The sequence below is a fragment of the Actinacidiphila acidipaludis genome (genome assembly GCF_019890725.1).
Lineage (GTDB): Bacteria > Actinomycetota > Actinomycetes > Streptomycetales > Streptomycetaceae > Actinacidiphila > Actinacidiphila acidipaludis.
In genome coordinates this window covers 1-412 of sequence record NZ_JAINZZ010000158.1, presented here as the reverse complement: position 1 = coordinate 412, position 412 = coordinate 1, and the positions used below count along the sequence as shown (strand labels likewise).

The 412-nt window shown below is 65.5% G+C and carries 1 protein-coding gene; it reads left to right on the top strand.

The window, feature by feature from the left end:
• Positions 1 to 412: glycoside hydrolase family 11 protein (locus tag K7862_RS37125; protein ID WP_222970220.1), on the top strand; the 412-nt coding region annotated here is incomplete at both ends.

The following is a 412-nucleotide window of genomic DNA, read 5'->3' as shown; positions in this document are numbered from 1 at the left end:
GTCGGGCAACGCGTACCTGTCGCTGTACGGATGGACCACCAACCCGCTGGTGGAGTACTACATCGTCGACAACTACGGCACCTACCGGCCGACGGGCACGTACAAGGGCACCGTCACCTCCGACGGCGGCACGTACGACATCTACGAGACGCAGCGGGTCAACCAGCCGTCGATCATCGGCACCGCGACGTTCAACCAGTACTGGAGCGTGCGGCAGTCGAAGCGCACGGGCGGTTCGATTACCACCGGCAACCACTTCGACGCGTGGGCGAGCCACGGTATGAACCTGGGCACGTTCAACTACCAGATCCTGGCGACCGAGGGCTACCAGAGCAGCGGCAACTCCAACATCACGCTGGGCGGCAGTGGTGGCGGGACGACCGGCGGCACCACCGGTGGGACCACGGGAGGG